This window comes from Afipia sp. OHSU_II-C1 (assembly GCF_000497575.1).
GTDB lineage: Bacteria > Pseudomonadota > Alphaproteobacteria > Rhizobiales > Xanthobacteraceae > Afipia.
Map to the genome: position 1 here is coordinate 17641 of NZ_APJI01000014.1, position 23142 is coordinate 40782.

The 23142-nt window shown below is 62.3% G+C and carries 25 protein-coding genes; 8 read left to right on the top strand and 17 right to left on the bottom strand.

Translation table 11 applies throughout. The features are described 5' to 3' along the window. Window positions 1-31: 31 nt before the first annotated feature. Both I554_RS0115645 and radA read right to left on the bottom strand, forming a co-directional pair. The gene (locus I554_RS0115645) at window positions 32-676 is read right to left on the bottom strand and encodes a CvpA family protein (protein WP_024577527.1); all 645 of its coding nucleotides are present in this window, start codon (window positions 674-676) and stop codon (window positions 32-34) included. Window positions 677-933: 257 nt separating this feature from the next. Next, a complete protein-coding gene (radA, locus tag I554_RS0115650; RefSeq protein WP_024577526.1) occupies window positions 934-2352 on the bottom strand; it encodes a DNA repair protein RadA in 1419 nt (472 codons plus the stop codon). A gap of 232 nt (window positions 2353-2584) precedes the next feature. Between radA and I554_RS0115655 the strand changes: the two genes are divergently transcribed. Then, window positions 2585-3691, top strand: coding sequence for a hypothetical protein (locus I554_RS0115655; RefSeq protein WP_024577525.1), 1107 nt, complete (start codon window positions 2585-2587; stop codon window positions 3689-3691). A gap of 45 nt (window positions 3692-3736) precedes the next feature. Here the strand turns inward: I554_RS0115655 and I554_RS0115660 are convergent, their stop codons facing one another. Then, on the bottom strand, window positions 3737-4492 hold the full coding sequence (locus I554_RS0115660) for a hypothetical protein (RefSeq protein ID WP_024577524.1): 756 nt from the start codon (window positions 4490-4492) through the stop codon (window positions 3737-3739). A 110-nt stretch (window positions 4493-4602) separates the two neighbouring features. On the opposite strand from I554_RS0115660, the gene I554_RS0115665 reads away from it, so the two are divergent. Continuing rightward, window positions 4603-4992 (top strand): hypothetical protein, encoded by a 390-nt coding sequence (locus tag I554_RS0115665; protein WP_024577523.1) that lies wholly within the window; start codon window positions 4603-4605, stop codon window positions 4990-4992. 34 nt (window positions 4993-5026) lie between these two features. On the opposite strand, the gene alr is transcribed toward I554_RS0115665, so the two are convergent. The 4 genes from alr to I554_RS26915 all read right to left on the bottom strand — a co-directional run bounded on the left by alr (window position 5027) and on the right by I554_RS26915 (window position 9679). Next, window positions 5027-6202 (bottom strand): alanine racemase, encoded by a 1176-nt coding sequence (gene alr / locus I554_RS0115670; RefSeq protein ID WP_024577522.1) that lies wholly within the window; start codon window positions 6200-6202, stop codon window positions 5027-5029. A gap of 81 nt (window positions 6203-6283) precedes the next feature. Beyond that, the gene (locus I554_RS0115675; protein WP_024577521.1) at window positions 6284-7783 is read right to left on the bottom strand and encodes a replicative DNA helicase; all 1500 of its coding nucleotides are present in this window, start codon (window positions 7781-7783) and stop codon (window positions 6284-6286) included. A gap of 175 nt (window positions 7784-7958) precedes the next feature. Then, complete coding sequence (locus I554_RS0115680; protein WP_024577520.1) at window positions 7959-9209, bottom strand: cyclopropane-fatty-acyl-phospholipid synthase family protein; 1251 nt, start codon at window positions 9207-9209, stop codon at window positions 7959-7961. Window positions 9210-9388: 179 nt separating this feature from the next. Continuing rightward, window positions 9389-9679, bottom strand: a complete 291-nt coding sequence (locus I554_RS26915; RefSeq protein WP_152527597.1) for a hypothetical protein — start codon at window positions 9677-9679, stop codon at window positions 9389-9391. 467 nt (window positions 9680-10146) lie between these two features. Between I554_RS26915 and I554_RS0115690 the strand changes: the two genes are divergently transcribed. From I554_RS0115690 to I554_RS0115700, 3 genes are all read left to right on the top strand, one after another. Beyond that, window positions 10147-11010: a hypothetical protein gene (locus I554_RS0115690; protein WP_024577518.1), complete on the top strand. Its 864-nt coding sequence runs from the start codon at window positions 10147-10149 to the stop codon at window positions 11008-11010. Between the two features lie 98 nt (window positions 11011-11108). Then, window positions 11109-11693 carry a TetR/AcrR family transcriptional regulator gene (locus I554_RS0115695; RefSeq protein WP_024577517.1) on the top strand — a complete coding sequence of 195 codons (585 nt, stop codon included), beginning with the start codon at window positions 11109-11111 and terminating at the stop codon, window positions 11691-11693. Beyond that, window positions 11693-12148 carry a PaaI family thioesterase gene (locus tag I554_RS0115700; protein ID WP_024577516.1) on the top strand — a complete coding sequence of 152 codons (456 nt, stop codon included), beginning with the start codon at window positions 11693-11695 and terminating at the stop codon, window positions 12146-12148. Before I554_RS0115695 ends, I554_RS0115700 begins: the two co-directional genes overlap by 1 nt. Window positions 12149-12206: 58 nt before the next feature. On the opposite strand, the gene rplI is transcribed toward I554_RS0115700, so the two are convergent. The 6 genes from rplI to I554_RS0115730 all read right to left on the bottom strand — a co-directional run bounded on the left by rplI (window position 12207) and on the right by I554_RS0115730 (window position 15394). Then, window positions 12207-12809, bottom strand: coding sequence for a 50S ribosomal protein L9 (rplI, locus tag I554_RS0115705; RefSeq protein ID WP_024577515.1), 603 nt, complete (start codon window positions 12807-12809; stop codon window positions 12207-12209). Between the two features lie 51 nt (window positions 12810-12860). After that, window positions 12861-13826 (bottom strand): membrane protein, encoded by a 966-nt coding sequence (locus I554_RS0115710; protein ID WP_024577514.1) that lies wholly within the window; start codon window positions 13824-13826, stop codon window positions 12861-12863. Between the two features lie 137 nt (window positions 13827-13963). Then, a complete protein-coding gene (rpsR, locus tag I554_RS0115715; RefSeq protein WP_002711478.1) occupies window positions 13964-14203 on the bottom strand; it encodes a 30S ribosomal protein S18 in 240 nt (79 codons plus the stop codon). A 5-nt stretch (window positions 14204-14208) separates the two neighbouring features. Then, complete coding sequence (gene rpsF / locus I554_RS0115720; RefSeq protein ID WP_006020268.1) at window positions 14209-14685, bottom strand: 30S ribosomal protein S6; 477 nt, start codon at window positions 14683-14685, stop codon at window positions 14209-14211. A 299-nt stretch (window positions 14686-14984) separates the two neighbouring features. Next, window positions 14985-15200 carry a hypothetical protein gene (locus tag I554_RS0115725; protein ID WP_024577513.1) on the bottom strand — a complete coding sequence of 72 codons (216 nt, stop codon included), beginning with the start codon at window positions 15198-15200 and terminating at the stop codon, window positions 14985-14987. Continuing rightward, entirely contained in the window at window positions 15197-15394 is a 198-nt protein-coding gene (locus I554_RS0115730) for a hypothetical protein (protein WP_024577512.1), read from the bottom strand. Before I554_RS0115730 ends, I554_RS0115725 begins: the two co-directional genes overlap by 4 nt. A gap of 205 nt (window positions 15395-15599) precedes the next feature. Here I554_RS0115730 and fabD point away from each other — a divergent pair, with 205 nt between their 5' ends. Then, window positions 15600-16553 carry an ACP S-malonyltransferase gene (gene fabD, locus I554_RS0115735; RefSeq protein ID WP_024577511.1) on the top strand — a complete coding sequence of 318 codons (954 nt, stop codon included), beginning with the start codon at window positions 15600-15602 and terminating at the stop codon, window positions 16551-16553. 253 nt (window positions 16554-16806) lie between these two features. Here the strand turns inward: fabD and I554_RS0115740 are convergent, their stop codons facing one another. Further along, the gene (locus I554_RS0115740) at window positions 16807-17658 is read right to left on the bottom strand and encodes a hypothetical protein (protein ID WP_024577510.1); all 852 of its coding nucleotides are present in this window, start codon (window positions 17656-17658) and stop codon (window positions 16807-16809) included. A 220-nt stretch (window positions 17659-17878) separates the two neighbouring features. On the opposite strand from I554_RS0115740, the gene I554_RS0115745 reads away from it, so the two are divergent. Beyond that, complete coding sequence (locus I554_RS0115745) at window positions 17879-18391, top strand: ferritin-like domain-containing protein (RefSeq protein ID WP_024577509.1); 513 nt, start codon at window positions 17879-17881, stop codon at window positions 18389-18391. A 63-nt stretch (window positions 18392-18454) separates the two neighbouring features. Here I554_RS0115745 and eutC read toward each other — a convergent pair whose 3' ends face one another. Genes eutC through eat form a run of 3 tightly spaced genes read right to left on the bottom strand, consistent with a single transcriptional unit; the run spans window position 18455 to window position 22091 of the window. Beyond that, a complete protein-coding gene (gene eutC / locus I554_RS0115750) occupies window positions 18455-19246 on the bottom strand; it encodes an ethanolamine ammonia-lyase subunit EutC (RefSeq protein ID WP_024577508.1) in 792 nt (263 codons plus the stop codon). Beyond that, on the bottom strand, window positions 19243-20637 hold the full coding sequence (locus tag I554_RS0115755; protein WP_024577507.1) for an ethanolamine ammonia-lyase subunit EutB: 1395 nt from the start codon (window positions 20635-20637) through the stop codon (window positions 19243-19245). The genes eutC and I554_RS0115755 overlap by 4 nt, the downstream gene beginning before the upstream one ends. A 26-nt stretch (window positions 20638-20663) precedes the next feature. Continuing rightward, the gene (eat, locus tag I554_RS0115760; RefSeq protein ID WP_024577506.1) at window positions 20664-22091 is read right to left on the bottom strand and encodes an ethanolamine permease; all 1428 of its coding nucleotides are present in this window, start codon (window positions 22089-22091) and stop codon (window positions 20664-20666) included. Between the two features lie 178 nt (window positions 22092-22269). On the opposite strand from eat, the gene fabG reads away from it, so the two are divergent. Next, on the top strand, window positions 22270-23007 hold the full coding sequence (gene fabG / locus I554_RS0115765) for a 3-oxoacyl-[acyl-carrier-protein] reductase (protein WP_024577505.1): 738 nt from the start codon (window positions 22270-22272) through the stop codon (window positions 23005-23007). The last annotated feature ends 135 nt before the right edge of the window (window positions 23008-23142 follow it).

Sequence of the window (23142 nt, forward strand, 5' to 3'; positions counted from 1 at the left end):
GCCCTTGTCTGAGGCAGGACTAGAACTGAATCTAGCGTCCTGCGGCTTTGCCTTCGATCAACTGTTTCATGCCGTCACGGGCTGTTTTCCCGTACCCGCCGTCGTTCCCCACCGTTGCCGTTGTGCGCGGTTCGGGAGCAGCATCGGTCTGCTCCTCGTCGCCCTTTTTCTTGAACCTCTTCAAGATGGTGTTCTCGGGGTCGTCAGGCAAGAGGCCCATCAGCCAATCGCCGGTTCCCTGCAACATCACCCGCGACTTGGCATTACGGACCCAATCTGGCTGTTGTTTGTCCGGCACCAGCCAGGCGAAGAACAAAAACGCCACCACCATGATCAAAAGTCCGCGCGCGAGCCCGAACAGGAAGCCGAGGGTGCGGTCGAGTGCGCCGATCCGCGAATCCAGGATCATGTCCGAGATGCGGACGGTGATGATCGACACCACGATCAGCGTCAGAATGAACACGCCGGCGACGACGGCCACCGCCGCGACGGTCTCGTTGTTGAAGTAGGTTTTCGCAGTCGGCAGCAGCTTCTGATAGGCGTAGAGCGTGGTCAACGCAGCGGCGCCCCAGGCCGCGATCGACAGAATCTCGCGCATGAAGCCGCGGATCATCGCCAGAAGGCCAGACAACAGCATCACGGCAAGAACGATAATGTCGAGAAGCGTTATCGGCATCGGCTGGTCAGATCCGCTTTCAGTTTCTAAAACCCGAATCGGGTTGTCTCGGGTCCGGATAGCTGACGGCCATATCGCACGTCCCGCAAGGGCCGGGAACCCGCAAAAACCCAGACATCAACGGCAAAACTGCATCGCTCTTATGGATCGCCCGTTGCGGTTAACGATCCGTAGCGGGTGCAATCGGGCAGCCGTTGCAACGTCGCGGGCTATATAGCCGCCGGTCACGCCAGCGTCACGTTCTCAACAGGCCTGATTCAGCCTGAAGCGGCGGTTTTCACCACACCTGTGGCTTTACGGCCCTTCGCCGCAATGTCCGCCACCAGCGATGTGAGCGAGCCCACCGAATTGAGCGACAATCCGGCGTCGCCGCCGGTATCGCCGCGTGCGTTTTCCGGCAGCACGGCACGGCCGAAACCGAGCTTGGCTGCTTCCTTGAGACGGGCTGAGGTCTGGGCCACCGGACGCACCGCGCCCGACAGCGAGATTTCGCCGAAATAGACCGCATCGACCGGAAGCGGCGCGTTGGCGAGCGACGACACCAGCGCCGCCGCGGCCGCCATATCGGCCGCGGGCTCGTTGATCCGCAGGCCGCCGGCGACGTTGAAATAGACGTCGTAGCCGGACAGCTTGACCCCGCAATGCGCCTCCAGCACCGCCAGCACCATCGACAGGCGGCTGGATTCCCAGCCGACCACCGCACGGCGCGGCGTTCCGAGCGTTGTGGGAACGACCAGCGCCTGCAATTCGACCAGCACCGGACGTGTGCCTTCAAGACCGGCAAACACGGCCGTTCCGGGGCTGCCGAGATCGCGCTCGGACAGGAACAGTTCCGATGGATTGGAGACTTCGCGCAGGCCGAGGCCCGTCATCTCGAATACGCCGATTTCATCGGTGGGGCCGAAACGGTTCTTCACCGCGCGCAGGATGCGGAACTGCTGCGAGCCTTCGCCCTCGAAGCTCATCACCGCATCGACCATGTGTTCAACCACGCGCGGGCCTGCGATCTGGCCGTCCTTGGTGACATGGCCGACGAGGATCAGCGCCGCACCGGACTTCTTCGCAAAACGGATCAGCGCCTGCGCCGACGCGCGGACCTGCGTCACCGTGCCGGGCGCGGATTCGACAGTATCGGTCCACATGGTCTGGATGGAGTCGATCACCACGAGGCGCGGCGGCGTTCCTTCCGACAGCGTGGCGATGATGTCTTCGACGGAGGTCTGCGCGGCCAGTTGCACGGGCGCATCGGCGAGGCCGAGCCGCGCGGCGCGAAGACGGACCTGCGCGACGGCTTCTTCGCCGGAAATGTAGACCACGCGATGTCCCGCGCGGGCCATCAGGCTGGTGGCCTGAGTCAGCAGGGTCGACTTTCCGATGCCGGGATCACCGCCGACCAGCAGCACCGAGCCGCGCACGAAGCCGCCGCCGGTAACGCGGTCGAGTTCTCCCATTCCGGACGACAGGCGCGGCGCTTCCGGGCTCGATCCGGTGAGGCTTTCCAGCGCGAAGGGACGCCCCTTGCGCTTCGGGCGCAAATTCGCGGGCATGGACGTCGCGCCGGTGGTGTCTTCCTCCGACAGCGTGTTCCATTCTCCGCAGGACTCGCACTTGCCCTGCCATTTATTGTAGGCGGCCCCGCAATTCTGGCAGACGAAGGAGAGGGCGTTCTTCGCCATGGATCGGGCCTGCCAGCGTCAGAGCGAGGGGAATCGTATGTTCCTCTTTTGTTCACAAAAAGCGTAGAAAAGTCAACCCATATCAGCGCCCGGGACCGATAGCGGGTTACCTTCGGAAGGGACTATCGTCTCGGGCGGCCGGCGGGAGGCGACATCTCACATGCGCCGGGACAACAAAACAACGACCACGCTTGACCGGCTACCGGCAAGACGCGGCAAAGGGAGTGACGCCATGAAATGGATTGCCGCCGTTGCCGGCCTCATCCTCGCGAGTGCGGTTCAGGCCGCCGATGCGCCGAAATTCCAGGTCGATGCGCAATGGCCGAAGCCGCTGCCCAACAACTGGATCATGGGGCAGGCCGCAGGCGTCGCCGTCGATGCGCAGGATCACATCTGGGTGTTGCAGCGGCCGCGTACGCTGACCGATGACGAGAAGGCGGCAAGCTTCAACCCGCCGCGCACGAAATGCTGCGTGCCAGCGCCGCCGGTGATGGAGTTCGATCAGGCAGGCAATCTGATCAAGGCGTGGGGCGGCAAGGGCGAGGGCTACGACTGGCCGACCAACGAGCACGGCATCTATATCGACGCGAAGGGCTTCGTCTGGCTCGCGGGCAACGGCGAAAACGACGGCCAGATTCTGAAGTTCACCCGCGAGGGCAAGTTCGTGATGCAGATCGGCAGGTCCGGTCTGCAGACCAATAGCAGCGACACCACGCGCCTCGGCCGCCCCGCGAACATGACGGTCGATATTGCCGCGAACGAGGTCTATGTCGCGGACGGTTACTACAACCATCGCATCATCGTGTTCGACTCCGAGACCGGCGCGTTCAAGCGGATGTGGGGCGCCTACGGCAAGCCGCCGACAGACGAACGGAGGGGGGCCTACAATCCGGACGCACCGCCATCACAGCAGTTCGCCAACCCGGTCCATTGCGTGCGTATCGCGAAGGACGGACTTGTTTATGTGTGCGATCGCCAGAACGACCGCATTCAGGTGTTCAGGAAGGACGGCAGCTTTGTGAAGGAGATGTTCATCGAGAAGCAAACACTGGCCAACGGCTCGGTGTGGGATCTCGAAATCTGGAATGATCCGGCGCAGTCATTTCTCATCAATGCCGACGGCGCCAACAATGAGGTCCGCACGCTCAAGCGCGAGAACGGACAGATTGTCGGACGCTTCGGCCGCAACGGCCGCATGGCCGGCGACTTCCACTGGATTCACAATCTCGCGCTGGACTCCAAGGGCAACATTTACACCACCGAGGTCGACACCGGAAAACGCGCGCAGAAATTCATGCTGGTCGGCAACATGGTGCTGAAGAAACGGAGCAAGAAGTAGGGGTAGCGGTCATCGAGAGACCGACAGGGTGACGGCTTTCTTTTCTCAGCGCGCGTCGATCACCAGTTCGGTCCGCACGCTTCGTACGTCCACCTCGAACTCCATGCCGATCACCGGCGGCCAGGCCGGATACCAGGCAAGACCGATCTGGCTCACCTTGTCTTCGGCAAAGACCGTGTCGAGCAACGGACGGATGTCGTGCACGGTATAAATCTGCGCGGCAGTCACATCGTCCCACCTGCATCCCAGCGCATCAACGCGCTCGCGCATGGCGTTCATGACAAAGCGTGCCTTGATCTCCAGTCCTTTGAGCGACACGTCGCGGCCGCCGACGATGCGGTCGGTGGTGACGCCGTCGCGGATTTCAGGCTTGCCCGAGATCAGGAAGTCACCCGAGGCGCTTGCTTCGGGAACGGTGTAGGTGAAGGCGAAGAACATCGCTTCGGTTGGGACCTCGGTGATCGGTGCGAGGTTGCTGCGCGCCAGCGGATTGACGTCGCCGGACTTGCAGCCCCATTGATGCAGCGTCTTCAGATATTCGCCGTTGAAAGCCTGAAATTGCTGAACGGTCATCGCGGCAGGCGAGCGCAGTTCACAGGCGGCCAGCGCCGTGACGGGGCGGCCCTCCCGCTCAAGATGCGCCTTGATGAAGGCGAAGCCATCGGCCATCGGGATCGGATGCGCAAAACGGACGCGCCGCAAGGCGTAACCGGGCATCGCGGCAACGCCGCTGGAGAACGGCCCGCCCGGGGAGACGATGAACCTGTAGTTTCCGGGTTTGAACTCCATCACGTCCGGCATTCGGCGTTCCCTTCGGGGCTTTTCTCAAATCTCATTGTTGAATCGGGGAGTCTTGAAGTGGAAGGATCATCCATGCAAGCATTGCAACATTTGAACAAGGGATTTCTGGCATGGCATTTTTCAGATGCATTCAGGAAGTTATCAATCGCTGTTTTGTGGTCGAGATTACCGACGAAGCTACAATAAAGAAGGCTCGCGCGATCCTGTCGCGAAGGATCACGGAGAGTACGAGCATAAGAGGCGTGATCGTCAAAACGCCAAAATCTTACAACAGGCCCTGGAGCTGGCATCTCGATCCGGCTTCGATCGAGTTTTTCGGACGGGCGATGGAAGTGTGCGAGGCTTCCATTGTGCAGGTCGAAAAGCACCTGGACGAGGTGGGCGGAGCATTTCTGCCGCACAACAACTGGTGCCCCTGGCGATCGAGCCTGGTCGAGGAAGTGGTGTTCGACAGCGGGGCTGGAATGGTTGGCCTGCCGATCGAATATGCTGACAGTTGATGCCCGCAAGCCGCGGGTGACTTGAGCTGGCCCTTTACTCACCGCCCTTGTAGATGCGCGTATATCGCTTGCCGAGACTGGTCAGCACCTCGTAGCCGATGGTGCCGAAGTGGTGCGCGAGTTCATCGACGGTGATCTCGTTGTTGAGAAGCGATACCAGCGCGCCGCGCCGCGTTGCTCCGGGCGGGATCGCGGTGATGTCGATCGCCATCAGGTCCATCGAGATGCGTCCGGCAACCGGGCAGCGCTTGCCCGCGACCATCACTTCGGCGCTGCGCATGTTATCGATGCTGCCTGCGGCACGGAAATATCCGTCGGCATAACCTGCCGTGACGATCGCCAGCCGCGTCGGCTGCCGCGCCGTCCAGGTGCCGCCGTATCCGACGTGCTCGCCTTTCTCGATGTTGCGGACCTGCGCCACGCGCACCTTGAGATCGACCACCGGCAGCATCGGCGAATCGGCTTCCGGCGTTGGATTGACGCCGTAGAGTGCCGCGCCCGGACGCACCAGATCGAAATGGAATTGGGGTCCCAGAAAAATGCCGGAGGAGTTCGACAGCGAGGCGGGAACGCCGGAGAACTGCGACGCGATTTCCCGAAATGCCGCGACCTGTCGTCCGTTGGCCGGATCGTGCAGCATCTCGGCGCTGGTGAGGTGGCTCATCACCAGCGAAATGCCGTGATTGCCGTTCTTGATCCGTGGCAGCAGCGCCTGCGCTTCCATAACGCGGAAGCCGAGACGGTTCATGCCGGTGTCGATATGGATCGCTGCCTGACCCTCCCAGCCGCTGGTCTTGCGGAACGCGTCCCACTCGGCGAGTTCTGTGGCGTCGCCGATCACCGGGCGGCAATCGATCTTCGCAAACTGATCGCCGGAGCCCGGAAAAAATCCATCGAGCACGTAGATAGCGGAGGTGGGAGTGACTTCACGCACCGCGCGCGCCTCGTCCAGTGTGGCGACGAAGAAGGTCCTGCATCCTGCCCGGGCCAGCGCACGGGTCACCGGCGTGATGCCGCAGCCATAGGCGTCGGCTTTCACGACGGCGGCGCAGTCCGCAGGCACCGCATGGCTTTCGAGTTTGCGCCAGTTGGCGACGATGGCGTCGAGGTCGATGGTCAGAACGCCGGTCGCGCTGGCAGGCATGCGCACGTCTGCGGTATTCGCAGTAGCGCCAGATGTCGCGGTCTTGAGATCGGAAGCAGGAGGCATTGGCTCGGGCAGAGGTTCGCAGTGTGATTCAACAGTTGAACCGCACCCTAGCACACTCTTTGCAAGCGAAAGTATGTCCGATCAGCCAAATCGTTCGGGCACCTGGCCGTCATGCGCAAGGTCACCGAACCGCGTGACGTTGGCATCGAAGTGCAGGTTGATGGTGCCGGTGGGGCCGTGACGCTGTTTGCCGATGATAACTTCGGCCTTGCCGTGGACCAGCGACATGTCGAGCATCCATTTTTCATGCTCGGGCGTACCGGGGCGCGGCTCCTTGCTCTGGAGATAGTATTCCTCGCGATACACGAACAGCACCACGTCGGCGTCCTGCTCGATCGATCCCGATTCGCGCAGGTCCGCGAGCTGCGGGCGCTTGTCGTCGCGGTTTTCGACCTGACGCGACAACTGCGACAGCGCAATGATGGGGACGTTCAATTCCTTGGCCAGCGCCTTGAGGCCGGTGGTGATCTCGGTGATCTCCTGCACGCGGTTGTCGGAGCGCTTGCCCGATCCGGACAGAAGCTGGATGTAGTCGATGATCAGAAGATCGAGACCTTTCTGCCGTTTCAGCCGCCGCGCCCGCGCGGTGAGCTGCGAAATCGAGATGCCGCCGCTGTCGTCGACATAGAACGGCAGGTTCTGCATCTCGATGGAGTGCTCGCGGATCTTGTCAAAATCCCGCTCGCTGATGCCGCCGCGGCGGATCGAACTTGATGAAATACCGGTACGCTCGGACAGAATACGGGTGGCGAGCTGTTCCGCCGACATTTCCAGCGAGAAGAAGCCGACAATGCCGCCGTCGACCGATTTCATCTGGCCGTCGGCCTGCACTTCGCCGCGCCAGTTGCGCGCGATGTTGAAGGCAATGTTGGTCGCGAGCGCCGTCTTGCCCATCGCGGGGCGTCCGGCAAGGATGATCAGGTCGGACGGCTGCAGACCGCCCATCTTGGTGTCCATGTCGCGCAGGCCGGAGGCGAGGCCCGACAGGTTGCCGTCGCGGCTGTAGGCGGCTGCGGCCATGTCCACGGCGGTCGTCAGCGCCCGCGAAAATTTCTGGAAGCCGCCGTCGTAGCGTCCGGACTCGGCGAGTTCGTAGAGCTTCTTTTCCGCGTCCTCGATCTGCGCGCGCGGCGCAAAGTCAACCGGCGCATCGAACGCGACATTGACCATGTCCTCGCCGACGCGAATGAGATCGCGCCGGATCGACAGATCATAGACGGTGCGCCCGTAATCCTGCGCGTTGATGATGGTGGTCGCCTCGGCGGCGAGGCGGGCGAGGTACTGAGCGACCGTCATGCCGCCAATGTCGGTTTCCGCCGGAACGAAGGTCTTCAGCGTGACCGGCGTCGCGATCTTGCCGGCGCGGATCAGGCTGCCTGCGGTTTCGAAAAACAGCTGATGGATCGGCTCGAAGAAGTGCTTCGGCTCGAGGAAGTCGGAGACGCGGTAAAATGCGTCGTTGTTGACCAGGATGGCGCCGAGAAGTCCCTGTTCGGCCTCGATATTATGAGGCGCAACCCGGTAGGCCGGCGTGCCGGCGTCCGGCGCGAGCTTGATAATGTTCGAATCAGTAATGGCCATCGTGAGAAAGTATGCTTCCAATTCGGCGAATGCGGGGCGCGTATCAAGCACCCCTGCAGGGCAGGGTGAAAGCGCCATATGGTCTTATGCACGATTCACACAACTTGTTTCGAATGAAACTTGGATTGTCATCCGTGTGAGGCTTGACCGGTCTATATGCCTGAGCCAGACGCCTTTATTCGCCCGCCAGCCGCAATGCCGGACGCTTCGTAGCCTCCACACCGCGCAGCCGTTCTTCCTCGCGGGCGATGTAATCGCGCGTGATCGGAACCGTGTCCTGCTTCCTGGTGAGCTGGATCTGGAATACCATGCTGTTCTGTTTGCGGAACGACATCTCTGACGCTCCCAGATAGAATTCCCACATCCGGACAAAGCGTTCGTCGTATAGCTTCGCGGCTTCCTCGCGCCGGGCGAGGAAACGCTCGCGCCAGGCTTTCAGGGTTTCGGCATAGTGCAGCCGCAGGATTTCAATGTCGGCGACCAGAAGTCCCGAGCGCTCGATGGCCGGCAGCACTTCCGAGAGCGCGGGAATGTACCCGCCAGGGAAAATGTACTTTGCGACCCATGGGTTGGTAATGCCGGGTCCTTCCGGGCGGCCAATGGCATGCAGCATCATCACGCCGTCGTCGGTGAGCAGTTCCGCGCAGCGTTTGAAATAGGTGTCGTAGTAATCGACACCGACATGCTCGAACATGCCGACCGACACGATGCGGTCGAACGGGCCGGGCGTCTCGCGATAGTCCTGCAAGCGGAATTGTGCGCGGTCGGTCAGGTTGAGTTCGCCGGCGCGTGCGTTGGAGACGCCGAGTTGTTCTTCGGAGAGGGTGACGCCGGTGACGTTCGCGCCGGTCATTTCCGCGAGATAAAGGCCGAGGCCGCCCCAGCCCGAACCGATGTCGAGCAGGCGATGGCCCGGTTTGACCAGCAGCTTGGCGGCGAGATGGCGCTTCTTGGCAAGCTGAGCGTCGTCGAGCGTGGACTCCGGCGTCTCGAAGTAGGCGCAACTGTATTGCATGTCCGCGTCGAGGAAGAGCCGGTACAGCCGCCCGTCGAGGTCGTAGTGACTGGCGACGTTGCGTTTCGAACGTTCGGGCGGGTTGAACTGTTGCCAGTGCCGGATCAGGTAACGGAGCCACCAGCGGGCTCGCGACCAGCGCGGCACCAGATCCGGCTGACCGAGTACGATTTCCAGAAGATCGGTTATCGACCCAATTTCGACCACGAAGTCGCCATCGGTGTAGATTTCGCCCAGCGCAAGTTCGGGGTCGAGCAACAGGTGACGTTCGGCTTCCTTCGTCAGAAACCTCACCGCGACCGGCTTCCCTGTGCCATCGCCGCAGGTGAAGGTCGCTCCGCTCGTCATCGCAAACGTCACTGAGCCACGCCGGATGAACTGGCCCAGGAAAAACCGCAGCAATCGATCCATCGAACGCATGTCCAACGATCCAAAGTGGTCTCACATCCAGATAAATGTTGGCAATTTTTGTTCCGGTTTCAATCGCAATTTGCCGTAGGTGGCGGCCGCGGAAGGCTGCTCTGCGTTTTTGTCCGGTGAGCGGAGGGCGGCATGCCAAAAGGGAGCGGCTTTGGCGGTCTGTGACCGGCTCACGCAGTTGCGAAATGTCCAATACCGGCGACTTCTTCCTCGCTTGGCGTTGCACAGAATTCGATCAGCCGGTGTATCTCGAGATTGGATTCCTTCTTGACGATGGCTGCGAGCCACGCGTGGTTGGGATCTGCGTTTTTCTCCGGCGGCTGCGGTGATAGACTGCCTCCCGAGTCCCGGGTCGTGCCGGGATCGTGGCCGGAGTGGTGCTTGTGATCACTTGGCGCGGCATCGTTGGCTTGGTGTCCGCCGGACTTTTGTTCGGGGCCGTCAGTGCATCTGCGCAACATCAACACCCGCCGGAAGACGAGCAAATCCACGAGAAGTTTTATTCGACATGGATGAGGCCGGATAACCCCCACTTATCCTGCTGCAGTCAGCACGACTGCTATCCGACCGAAGCCCGCGTCGAAGGCGGCGTCTGGTTTGCCAGACGTCGTGAAGACGGCAGGTGGCTTCGTGTTCCTCCTGAGAAAGTCGAGCAGAAACGAGACAATCCCGACGGACGGAGTCACCTCTGCGCGCCCAGGCCAGACCGTGCGTACAGCGCAGATGTGTTCTGCTTCACCCCCGGCAGTGGAATCTAATTCGGCTAACAGCCGGGGCTGGAACGGAGTTCAGCAATATCAACAACGTTACCTTGATGGGAAATCTCGGTGCTTCCATTCGCGTCATAATCCGCTAAAGGTGACCCGAGGCTGAGGGCAGGGGGTACCGCCATCCGTCCTTGACTGGCTGATAGATCTGGAGACCTTGGATGTTGAGCCGAGCGCTCATTTTGGCGGCGGTGGCTTTCGTGTTGGGCTGTTTCGGGGCGACCCCGGCGGACGCGCAGAATCTCGAAGCCGGCAAGCCTCCGTCTCAGATTTTCTCCAGCACCTGCTCGCTCTGCCACAAGAGTTCGCGCGGATTGCTGAAAACCGTCTCGCCCGGATCGCTGCCGGGCTTCCTGCGCCAGCACTACACCACCAGCACCGATATGGCTGCGGCCATGAGCGCCTATGTGCTTTCCAACGGAGCCGCGAATGCTGCTCCGGGCGGAGGCAACCTGACCAAGCAGGGACAAGAGGCGAAGTCCGGTCCGAAACCGGCTCAGGAGCCGGGTCCGGAACACGCCGCCAAGGGCCGCAAGCCGACGCGCGAAGCCTCCCGGCCGGATGCCGACGGGTTGCAGAATGGTCAGCCCGATCCTCAAACGCTGACGGCAAAGCAGAAGGCCGCTGCGGAACGGCGGGCCGCGCGACAGGCGGCTCGAGAGGCTGCGAAAGCGGGCAAGGACGGCTTGCCGCCAAAGAACGAAGCTCGCCATGGTGAGCAGCCCGCAGAGGCGGCCAAACCGGACGTCAAACCCGAGGCAGACAAGGCCGAGCCGCCCAAGGACTCTGACAAGACCGAGACCGCCAAGGTGGACGGAACGCGTGCCGATCCGGTGCCTGCGGTCACGCCTGCGCCGAAGGAGGCTGAAAAGCCTGCCGAAGTGGCCGTGGCTCCTCCGAAACAGGATGCGCCGTCGGGTCCGCTGACTATCGACATCGGGCCTGCACCGACACCGAAACCCGTGGTTTCGGCTGGTCCGCCCCCGGTTCCGGCGGGAAACCCGGCGCCGCCAATCTCCCGCTAATCCCCTATCTGGCCGCGCAGCGGGTTGCCGCGCGATGACTGTCGTCTTGACTGGAGTTGTGCTCTAGAGTTATACTCCAATCGACAAGGATGGCTAGGATGGCCGGCGCACGCGACGATCTGCTGACTGCGGCTTTGGCGGTGTTCGATCAGGATGGCTTCGAGGGCGCGACCGTGGCCGCGATCCGCGAACGCGCGGGCGCGTCCAATGGCAGCTTCTTTCATTTCTTCAATTCGAAGCGCGAACTGGCGGGCACGCTGTTTCTCGAACTGCTGCGCCGTTATCACATTGCCATGCTCGATGTGATCGACCCGCCGCCTGGCGCGGCGGAAGGCATCGCGCGCCTGATCCGCACGCATCTGGATTGGGTCGTCAACAACCGCCGCGAAGCCAACTTCCTGTTCGAGATATCGCGCAGTGAGTGGGCGCAGGATCTTCGCGACGCGCGCAAGGCGCGGAATGCGACCGTTGCCGAAGGCGTCGAGGCATGGCGCGCGCCGCTGGTCGCGAGCGGCGAACTGGTGCCAATGAAGGCATCGTTGTTCTTCAGCCAGATCATCGGCCCCGCGCAATTCGTTTGCCGTGCGTGGCTCTCGGGCCGCGATCCATCCGATCCGCGCGATCATGCCGAAGAGCTGATCGCATGTGCCGTTCGTGCCTTGATGGTTAGGGGAGAGCGATAATGCTTCAGAGCGATACGGAGTTCACGCCGATCGCGGACCACATCCGCAGCAACGTCATGCGTCAGGGATTCATGACCCATGTCGGCGCGGAGGTAACAGATCTGACGCGAGGCACATGCGTGCTGTCGGTGGATCGCCGGCCAGAGCTGTTGCAGCAGAACGGATTTTTCCACGGCGGCGTCACCGCATTCCTGATCGACAACGCAACCACGATTGCGGCTGCGACAGTGAAGGGGCAGGCGGCGCTGACCGCGGAATACAAGCTGAACCTGCTCGCACCGGCGTCGGGCGATCGGCTGATCTGCCGTGCGCGCGTGGTGAAGCCGGGACGGCAGGTGTCGGTCGTCGCGGCCGACGTGTTCTGCATCATCGACGGCGCGGAGAAGCACACCGCCACCGCGCTGGCATCGATTGCGATGATTGACCAGGCAATGGCGCCGAAGGTTGTCAGCTAAACAAAAAGCCCGGCCTCGATGAGGGCCGGGCTTCGAGTTCTCGGCTTGCGCCGGAGTCTTACTTCTCTTCGGCAGGAGCAGCCGGCTCGGCAGTGTCGTCGTGCTGCGCTTCAGGATCGAAGAACTCGCCGGCAGCGGCGATAGCTTCTGCGGCCGCGTCGCGGTCTTCCTGACGGCTGTTGACGTCTTCGCCGCGGTTGATGCGCTCGGCTTCGGCTTCGGAACGGGCCACCGTCGTCGACACATGCACTTCGACTTCAGGATGCACGGCGATGGTGATCTGGTGCTGACCGATGACCTTGATCGGCGCGTCGAGCAAAACCTGCTGGCGGTTCAGTGCAACGCCGTCCTTCTCGAGGGCAGCCATGATGTCGCGCACCGAGACCGAGCCGTAGAGCTGGCCGGTTTCCGACGCCTGACGGATGATGACGACGTTGCGTCCGTCGATCTTCTTGGCGACTTCGGTGGCTTCACCCTTGGCCTTGATGTTCTTGGCCTCGAGGTCGGCCTTCATGCCGTCGTACTTCTCGCGGTTTTCCTTGGTCGCGCGCAGTGCCTTGTTGCGCTTGAGCAGGAAGTTGCGGGCGAACCCGTCCTTCACTTTGACCACGTCGCCCATCTGGCCGAGTTTGGCCACGCGTTCCAGCAGAATGACTTCCATTTGATTTCTCCGTTCGGTGTCTGAGTTGGGTTGATGAGTTCGGGTTGAGTGTCAGGTTGTCGGCATGGGCGGTGGCCCGTGCCGCGTCCAGTAGGCTTGTCGAATTCCAAAAATCGCGTCGGCGAGACCGAGGCCGACCATTCCAAGCAGCGGCCACCCGATGAGCATCGTGCCGGCGTAAGCGGCTCCGAGCACGAAGGTGCGGCCAGAGAACGTTTGAGTGACTGTATGCAGCACCGCGAAGCCGGTGGCGGCATAGGCCATCAGCAATGCAGCGGTCGTGATCTGCGCCAGCATCGCCAGCAGTCCGCCGACAAAGCAGAGCAGGATGGCGACGAGCAGCGCACCAAGCACGATTCTCGGCAGCGTCGTTGTGCGCAGGTCGGGCCACGGCCGCTTCAGCCGGCCGGACATCGTGGTGATTTTCGCGGACAGCCACAGGTTGAGCGTCAGTGTCAGCATCGCGATGACGGTGGCGATACTCGGTCCGATCATGACCAGTGCGTCAACGGCGCGATCGGTCTCCCCCTGGGGGATGCTGGCGCGGTTACGCATGACGCGCATCAGGAAGCCGCGCAAGGCGGCATTGATCGTTTCTGCATCGCTGCCCAATGTCAGGAATGCGCTGATCGTGGTGATGCTGGCGAACACCGCCACCCATGCGAGGATTCGCCCGAGCGGATACCAGTCGAGCGCGGGAGCCAGGTTGGCGAGCTGCGGGTCGTTCGAGACCGGACGCGCCAGCAGGGTCAGATGTCCGAGCCACCACGCAGGCAGCGCGATGGTCAGCGCGAACGCCGCCATGTAGGGGATGCCGAAGATGGCGCCGAGGCCGAGGGCCGCGATGATGCCGCCGATCAGCGCGGTGGCCGATCCCCAGCCGAGCGCCGCGACCATCAACGGGAGCGGGGCGAGATAAAACAGGACAAGCGAAATCAGCGCGCCCGAAACAATCGACGCGAACATCGTCGCCGACGCAAGGCCGGCCGCCAGTGCAATGAGAAGTCCTGTCATCATCAGCTGTCCTGCTCCTTTCGAGCAGTTAGAGGTTTCTTGAACCCCAACCATCCACCGTGGGGCGACCCCGCAGTGTTATGAGAATAAACGTCGAGAAAGTAAGCGAGCGCGCGAAAGCCGCGCGCTCGCTGTATCGTTTAGCGGATCACGTAAGGCAGCAGACCGAGGAACCGCGAGCGCTTGATGGCGCGGGCGAGTTCACGCTGCTTCTTTGCCGACACGGCCGTGATGCGGCTCGGCACAATCTTGCCGCGCTCGGACACGTAACGCATCAGCAGCTTCGAATCCTTGTAGTCGATCTTCGGCGCGTTCGGGCCCGTGAACGGGCACGTCTTGCGGCGACGGAAGAACGGACGGCGTGCACCTGCTTCAGCCATTGTTCTTACTCCTCTACCGACGCGGTTGCGTCATCGTCACGCGAGCGGCGCGGACCGCGGTCACCACGGAAGCCACCGCCTTCGCGGTCGCCGCCACGGAATCCGCCGCCTTCACGGTCGCCACGGAAGCCGCCGCCACCGCGCTCGTCGCGGTCACGCTCGGCCTTGCGCATCATGGCGGAGGGACCTTCCTCCAGCTCGTCGACGCGGACGGTGAGATAACGGATGATGTCTTCGTTGATGCGTTCCTGACGCTCGATCTCGGAGACCACCGCTGCGGGGCCGTCGATGTTGAGCAGCATGAAGTGAGCCTTGCGGTTCTTGTTCATGCGATAGGTGAGGGAGCGCACGCCCCAGTTCTCGGTCTTGGTGACCTTGCCGCCGAGACCTTCGATCACGCCGGTAATCTGCGTGGTGAATTCCTCGACCTGCTGGGCGCTCGCATCCTGACGCGCGAGAAAAACATGCTCGTAAAGAGGCATGGGAGTCCTTTCCAGTGTGAGCGCGGTTCCCGGCGGCAAGCCCTTCGAGACCTTCGGAAAGGACTCGATATGCTCAGAAGGCGGAAGCACGGGACGACGGACCGACTGGCCCTGTCACATCAACATCGCCAAGGGTGGTGAGATTGGTGAGACCGTCCGTTCAGCTCCCGGCCGGGATCCACGGATGGCGCGGTTATAAGGATTCTGGGGCTGGTTGCAAGGCAAAACAGGGCTTATGGAGGCCCGAAAAGCCCCACAGGCCCGTTTTACCGACACTTTCAGCCACCCAGGCTGTCACCCTATTTTGTGTCCGCCAGCCTTGGCGCTTCCGTATGAGGGGAAATCGGGAAGGAAGGGGCGCCAACAATCGGAAAGACCTTGCCGACGTCCATCCGCTGGCTGGAATAACCCAAAGCGCCTCCGAGGATAACGGCGCCTATGGCGGCGCCCCAGAGGAACTTGTGGTAGGCGCGTTTGCCGCCAACTGTGTCATCCAAATTGCTATTCGCGATCATTTGCGCTCCGTGGTGGGACGGGATTTTGCCAGGCCGGTTGTGCCGGGCGGTGCGGTATCTGTGGCGGTCACGACCATCGGGCTGCGGTCAAATGTGGTGATCAGCGCCGCCCCAAATACGGCGGCGAGAACCAGCGCGAAGATCAAGACCGGCGCCAAGGCTAGCGTCTGTGGTTTGCGAGGGTCTTCGTCCATATTGCGCACTCCACTGGGCGCCCCAGGAACGAAACGCGCATCTCTCGAGCTGGGTTCCCGCCCAGCTCGGTCATTGGCCTGCGGGGCCGCTGGGCGAGCCGTCCGGTGGCCGACCGGATCTGGGTTTCATAGGGTTCACCGCACCACAGCTTGACACCCGTGGCCCCGGCGGTGTCTTACGGCCTGCTCACCTTTGGGGACTTTCATGACAGCAGCATTCACCTTTCCCGGTCAGGGATCGCAGGCGGTCGGCATGGGCAAGGCGCTCGCCGACGCATTTCCGGCAGCCAAGGCTGTGTTCGACGAGGTCGATGCGGCGCTCGGCGAAAAGCTGACGGCGATTATCTGGGAGGGGCCGGCGGAAACGCTGCAACTCACCCAGAACGCGCAGCCTGCATTGATGGCGGTGTCGCTGGCGACGTTGCGCGTGCTGGAGACCGAAGCCGGGATCGACATTGCGCGCGATGCGGCGTTCGTCGCCGGTCACTCGCTCGGCGAATACTCCGCGCTGGCCGCGGCGGGCACTTTCTCGATTAGCGACACCGCGAAGCTGCTGCGCACGCGCGGCCTCGCCATGCAGAAGGCCGTGCCGGTGGGTGTCGGCGCAATGGCGGCGCTGCTCGGGCTCGATTACGACGCCGCAGTCGCGGTGGCCGAAGAGGCGGCGCAGGGACAGGTCTGTCAGGCCGCCAACGACAACGGCGGTGGACAGGTGGTCGTCTCAGGAGACAAGGCCGCCGTCGAGCGTGCGCTTGAGATCGCCAAGACCAAGGGCGCCAAGCGCGCGATGCTGTTGCCGGTGTCGGCGCCGTTCCATTGCCGCCTGATGCAGCCCGCAGCCGACGCGATGGCGCAGGCGCTTGCAGGCGTGACCATCAACAAGCCGAAGGTGCCGGTGGTATCCAACGTGCTGGCGTCGGCGATCACCGACCCGGACGAAATCCGCAAGCGGCTGGTCGAGCAGGTGACGGGCACGGTGCGCTGGCGCGAGAGCGTCGCGTGGATGGCGTCGCAGGGCGTGACGCACTTCCTCGAAATCGGCGCGGGCAAGGTGCTGTCCGGTCTGGTCAAGCGTATTGCCGATGGCGCGGTCGGTGTGTCGGTCGGCGGACCGGGCGACATCGAGGCGGCGAAAGCCGCGATCGCAGCAGCGCGTTAAGCTTACCGCCGGACTTGGCCCGCGCGGGCCTCGTGGCGGCGTTCCGTAGTGGCCCGATTGTTGCTACGCCATTCGGGCTGCTCATTTACTCCAGTTTTTGAGCGGTGCCCCTTTTGGGCTGGGGCATTGCCGCCAGTGTCTTCTGACACTGGCGGCTTTTTTATGTGCCGAGATCAGCTTCAGCGAAGCAGGATGATCAGCAAAATCAGCGGCAGTGGAATTCCAAGTAGCCAGAGCAGAATTGGCATGAGCTTTACTCCCTCGTGAATGGGGCGGTGCCCCAGTTGCGATCGCGAAATGCCCCGGCTTCAGCCGCAGCGATGCTTGCCGCGAAGGCACCAACCAGCAGAGACGCAGCCATCCAGAACGCCAACTGCGCCGCGGCCTTGCGTGCCTTGTCGAGATCGGACTTCGCCTGTGTCACGACGTCGTTGACGCGCTTCTCGGCGTCGGCCTGGCTCAGCGAGGTGCGGCGGGCGACCACCTGAGCCACATAGGTGCGATCGGCAGGCTTCAAGTCCCGTTCGGCGCCGAAGCTGGATGTCAGCAGCCGGGTCAACTCGTCGCGGATGTCATTGGCGTCGCCAGCCGGAACGGTTGCTGCTGCCGGGTCGGGGCGGAGAAGCTGGTCAACATAACCGCTCATCGGGCCGGAGGATTGCGCGGCTGCGGTGCCCGCGCCTTGCGAGAGGCCGCCCGCTGTACTGCCGATAATGGAAGTCGCTGCTGAAGCCAGCAACAGGGCGCCCACGACGGAGGCCAATGCCCACGCGAGAAAGCCCTGCGCGGTGTCGCGGAAGTAGGTCTCGTTGCTGTGAATGCCGTACCACGGTGTTCGCAGGCGACCGGCGATATGGCCGCCTATCGCGGACGAGATCATCGCCACGACGACAAGATAAAGCCCGGTTCCGATCTTGAACGTCGTGGCAGAGACACCCGAGTCGCTCCACGGCGATACCACGCTGAATCCCATCCCGGTTCCGAACCACAAAAGCACGAGGGTCAATGCCAAGGCGGCGAGGGCTCCCGCCGCAATCGCCGCCCACGACACGCCAGACGTAGGCAGTTCGGTAACCGATGTTCTCAGATCAATCGTCTTTTCCATGATAGGCGCTCCCAGCAATCCCTCCGATCGAGGTGCACATCAATCACAGAGAGCAGAGAGAGTTCCGGAAATACTTGAGGGCACGAATGATCTCGAAGAGAGATTTGAGTAAGCGTCTCATTGCTCCAATTTGTCTCAACGGCTTCTGCACAACTGTCTAACGCCATTTGGAACGATCCGATCATTGCTGCGTTCACGGCTGACAACAAAGGAGTGTGCCATGGGCATTTTCACGAAAGACATTAAGACGTTTGACGATCTCCTGCTTCACGGCCTGCAGGACATCTTCTACGCTGAACAACAGATCACGAAGGCGCTGCCGAAGATGATCGACAAGGCCACCAACGGCGATCTCAAAGCCGGGTTGAAGAGCCATCTCGAAGAAACCAACAACCAGATCGAGCGTTTGAAGAAGGTGTTTGCGAAGCTCGGTCAGGATCCGAAAGGGACCACATGCCCGGCGATCGACGGCATCATCAAGGAAGCCGACGAAACCGCAGGCGAGATCGAGGACAAGGCAGTACTGGATGCCGCCATTGTCGCGAACTGCCAGGCCGTGGAGCACTACGAGATCGCCCGTTACGGCACGCTCATCGCATGGGCGGAGTCACTCGGCCATGAGGAGATCGTGCGCTTCCTCACGACAAATCTGAATGAGGAAAAGGCGGCGAACACCAAGCTCAACACCGTCGCGCTTCGCAAGGGCGTGAATACCAAGGCAACGGCTGCGTAAGCGGCCATACAATTGAAAAGCCGTGCTCCGATTTTGAGAGCGCGGCTTTTTGATTCAGCTTCTTCAAGCGATCGGACCGGGCAGGCGAGTGGTGTTGCCGCCCGTGACCAGCGCCAGATCGCTCTCGTCCTTCAGGTCAACGCCGGTCAGGCCGCGGTTCAAGGCTTCGCGCACCAGCCACGAAAGCTTGAACGCGGCGGCGGCGTAGCTCAGCCCCTCGGGGCGTACATTGGAAATGCAGTTACGTCCGGCATCGTTACGGCCACGGAACGGCGCGTGCGTGATGTAGATGCCGAGACTGTCCGGCGAGCTCAGGCCCGGCCGTTCGCCGATCAGCATGATCGACAGCTTCGCCTGCAACAGTTCCGCGATCTCGTCGGCCAGTGCGACCCGCGCCTGCGTGGCGATTATCACCGGCGCCTGTTTCAGTTCGTTCGCGAGAAGCGGCTTCAGTGCTCCGAGCAGCGGTGCGGCATGGCGGTCGATCGCGAGCGACGACAATCCGTCACCGATCACGATGCAGACGTCGCTGCGCACGAGAGGCACCGTGCGCAGTTTTGCAATCTCGTCGGGATCGATCACGCGGCCCAGATCAGGCCGCCGCAAATAGGTGGTGCGATCCGGCGCGCGGCTATGGGTATGGGCGACCGTCCAGCCCTGATCGTGCAGGGCCGCTTCGAGTTTCGGCACATCGAGGGCGGCATGGATCGCATCGCGTGCCATCGCATGGGCCCAGCCGAAGCGCAGCACCTCGTCGGTCGGCATGCCCGCACCGGCGCGCCCGAGCGCCAGCCGCGCCGGCGTCACGCTGCGCCATTCGGCCCATGGAGACTCGGTCACGTTCTTGTCCGTCATGCGACCAGAGACTTGAGATTTCCCATGCCGCCCAGCAGCGCGTTGGGGGAGGGCGGGCGCAATCGTCCGTCGGCATCAGTGATCTGCATGCGCTGCAACCATGCCTCGAATTCCGGCGCGCGCTTGAGATTCATGGTCTCGCGCAGGAACAGCGCATCGTGAAACGAGGTGCTCTGGTAGTTCAGCATCACGTCATCCGCGCCCGGGATGCCCATGATGAAGCTGATGCCCGCGCTGCCCAGCAGCACCAGCAGCGTGTCCATGTCGTCCTGATCGGCTTCGGCGTGATTGGTGTAGCAGATGTCGCAGCCGAGCGGCAGGCCGAGCAGCTTGCCGCAGAAATGATCCTCGAGCCCGGCGCGGATGATCTGCTTACCGTCGTAGAGATATTCGGGGCCTATGAAGCCCACCACGGTATTCACCAGCAGCGGTTTGTAGCGCCGCGCCAGCGCATAGGCGCGTGCTTCGCAGGTCTGCTGGTCGACGCCGAAATTTGCGTCGGCTGATAGTGCGCTGCCCTGGCCGGTCTCGAAGTACATCACGTCATCGCCGATGCTGCCGCGCCTCAGCGACAGCGCCGCGTCCTGCGCTTCATCGAGAATTTCCGGCGTCACTCCGAACGAGAGGTTGGTCTTCTCGGTGCCGCCGATCGACTGGAACACCAGATCAACCGGCGCGCCGCTCTCCGCAAGCTGGATCGTGTTGGTGACATGGGTCAGCACGCAGCTTTGCGTTGGAATCTCGAAACGCTGGATCACCTCGTCGAGCATGTGCAGCAGATCGCCGAGCACCGGCATGCTGTCGGAGGCAGGGTTCAGTCCGATCACCGCATCGCCCGATCCCATCAACAACCCATCGAGCGTGGACGCGGCCACGCCGCGCAGATCGTCGGTGGGATGATTGGGCTGAAGGCGCACCGACAAATGTCCTTCCAGCCCGATGGTGTCGCGGAAGCGGGTGATGACACGGCACTTGCGCGCCACCGCGATCAGGTCCTGATTGCGCATGATCTTGGACACCGCCGCGACCATTTCCGGCGTGAGCCCGCGCGCGAGCGCTGCAAGCGCCTCGGTCGTCGCCTGCTCGGATAAAAGCCAGTTGCGGAAATCGCCGACGGTCATATGCGAGACCGGCGCGAACGCCTTCGCATCATGGCTATCGATGATGAGGCGTGTGATGTTGTCCTCTTCGTAGGGGATCAATGCCTCGGTCAGAAACTGCTTGAGGGGCACCTCCGCCAGCACATGACGGGCCGCCATCCGTTCCTGTGCGGTGGCGGCGCCGATGCCTGCGAGATAATCGCCGGAGCGGGCAGGCGATGCGAATGCCATCACCTGCTTCAGGTCATCGAAGGCGAACAGTTGCTGATCGATGGCGGTACGATAGCGCAACGGTTTCCACCTCGCGTTGGAATGCCCTATTCGGCGGGCACGGTGTTCGCCGTGACGGCCAGCATCTCGTCGGGTGCTGCGGCGTCGCGCTGACCGGCGGTCATCCTGAAGTAGGCGTAGGCGAGCGCCATCAGCACAAGGAACAGCACCGTCAGCATAGCATTGAACCACACCATGGCGAACAGGCAAACGAGACCCAGCCCGAACGCAATCGCCGGGAACGCCGGATAGAACGGTGTGCGATAGGGGCGCACCAGATCGGATTCGCTCTGGCGAAGCTTGAACAGTGACGCCATCGAAATCAGGTACATGATGATCGCGCCGAACACCGACATGGTGACGATATTGGCGGTAAGCGTCTGCCCGCCGAACTGCACCCATTCGTCGCTGAAGATCGCGATGACGCCGATCACGCCGCCGGCCAGCAGCGCCCGATGCGGCGTGTTGAAGCGCGGGGAGAGCGCCGCGAACGTCTTCGGCAGGTAGCCTGCGCGTGCGAGCGCGAATATCTGGCGCGAATAGCCCATGATGATGCCATGAAACGAGGCGATCAACCCGAACAGGCCGATCCACACCAGCATGTGCAGCCAGCCGCTGTTCTCTCCGACTACGACCTTCATCGCCTGCGGCAATGGATCGTTGATGTTGGAGAGCTTGCTCCAGTCGCCGACACCGCCCGCGAAGATCATGACGCCGAAGGCCAGCACAACGAGGGTGAGAATGCCCGCGACATAGGCGATCGGGATGGTCTTCTGCGGGTCCTTGGCTTCTTCCGCGGCCATCGCAGCGCCTTCGATGGCAAGAAAGAACCAGATCGCGAACGGGATCGATGCGAAGATGCCGGAAATCGCCGCGCCATTGAACACGTTGCTGCCCGCCCAGCCGTTGGCGACGAAGTTCGCCATCGACCAGCCCGGCGCGACCACGCCCATGAAGACCAAAAGTTCGGCAATCGCTAAAATTGTCACGAACAGTTCGAACGCCGCGGCGATGCCGACGCCGATCCAGTTCAGCGCGATGAAGATGATGTAAGCGCCGAGCGCAAAGAATTTCGGGTTGATGCCCGGAAACTGCACATTGAGGTAGGCGCCGATGGCGAGGGAAATGGCGGGCGGCGCGAAGACGAATTCGACCAAAGTCGCGAAGCCGGCGATGAAACCGCCGGTGGGGCCGAACGCGCGCCGTGCATAGGCAAACGGTCCGCCCGCATGCGGGATGGCTGTGGACAGTTCGGTAAAGCTGAAGATGAAAGTTGTATACATCGTCGCAACGAGCACCGTCGCGACCAGAAAGCCGAGTGTGCCCGCGCTGTTCCAGCCGTAGCTCCAGCCAAAATATTCTCCTGAGATGACAAGTCCCACGGCAATGCCCCAGAGCTGGAACGGGCCGAGTACTTTTTGCAGGCCGGTGGAATGGGGTGGGACCTGGTTGGGAGCGACTTCGGTGGGAGCCATGTGTTCGTCCTCCGTTGTGATGCAGAGCAATATGCAAGGGAGGTGCCATGGGAGCGCACCGGCAGGCACGGCCGGGGCCGTTTTATTAGGCACAGGTCATTGACGAGCGGCGTTTTCTTGCGGCAAACGGAGCACGAAATTTGGCCCGGGTTTGCCGGGTTGTTCCCAAGGGGGCGACATGTTCGATTTGACTGGCAGGACCGCGCTCGTCACCGGAGCGACCGGCGGCATCGGCGGCGCAATTGCGAAGGCGCTGCATGCGCAAGGTGCAACGGTTGCGATCTCGGGCACCCGGCGCGAAGCGCTCGACACGCTTGCGGGTGAGCTGAAAGACCGCGTGCATGTGTTGCCCTGCAATCTGTCCGACATGACCGAAGTCGAAGCGCTGGTCCCGGCTGCGGAAAAGGCGATGGGACAGCTCGACATCCTCGTGGCCAATGCCGGCATCACACGCGACAACCTGTTCGTGCAGTTGCGTGACGAAGATTTCGACGATGTCATCAGGGTCAACCTGACCGCCACATTCCGTCTCGCGCGCGCCGCCACCAAATTGATGATGCGCAAGCGGTTCGGGCGAATCATTGCGATCACGTCGGTGGTCGGCGTCACCGGTAATGCGGGGCAGGGCAACTATGCCGCCTCGAAAGCCGGATTGATCGGAATGATGAAATCCGTGGGTGCGGAATATGCGCGCCGCAATGTGACAGCCAATTGCATCGCACCCGGGTTCATCGCCACGCCGATGACGGACGTGCTGAACGAAAAGCAGCGCGAGGCTGTGCTTTCGAAGGTGCCCGCCGGGCGTCTCGGGACGCCGGACGACATCGCCGCCGCCGCCGTTTACCTTGCGTCCAACGAGGCGGCCTACGTGACGGGGCAGACCATCCATGTCAACGGCGGGATGGCCATGATTTAAGCCCTGTTCCGCAGGGTTTTTGTCAAGCGGAATGGCTGCTGGACGGTCCCCGGGGCCGTGTGGTCAAGTCCGGGGAAGTATGGTAACCGAACGGCACTCGGTTGGGGAAAACGCCATTGCAGGATCGCCAAACCC